Origin of the sequence: Pseudoalteromonas sp. S554 (assembly GCF_005930865.1) — a bacterium.
GTDB classification, from domain to species: domain Bacteria; phylum Pseudomonadota; class Gammaproteobacteria; order Enterobacterales; family Alteromonadaceae; genus Pseudoalteromonas; species Pseudoalteromonas marina.
The window spans coordinates 1-345 of sequence record NZ_PNDV01000223.1 but is presented as its reverse complement, the minus strand read 5'-3'; the positions used below and the strand labels follow the sequence as shown (position 1 = coordinate 345).

Sequence of the window (345 nt, the reverse complement as noted above, 5' to 3'; positions counted from 1 at the left end):
AATATTGCGCTCGACCTGGGAGCCTTCTGGCGCGCGCCCAACGTCAATACTAGTTGAGCTTGAAGCACATGGCATAACATCGGCCCGAATCGCTATTGATGGGTATGGACAGTATTCACCCTTTGCACCTAACGACACAGATGCGGGCCGAGCTGAAAATAGAAAAGTAGGAATCTCGTTATCTAAATATGGGTTGCCAGAAGATAAAAATTCTTCAGCAGTAGAGGCACTAGTTGATGCAGTAGCGCCTGAGCCAGAAGTATAATTACCGTCAGACGATGAGACAATAAAAATTATTCGTTTACCACATGGTGTAATTCGTATTACAACTCCCAATGAACAGTA

The 345-nt window shown here is 44.6% G+C and carries 1 pseudogene; it reads left to right on the top strand.

Annotated features, from left to right (window positions below):
* Positions 1–345 (top strand): annotated as a pseudogene (locus CWB65_RS19790) (OmpA/MotB family protein); the annotation flags it as partial.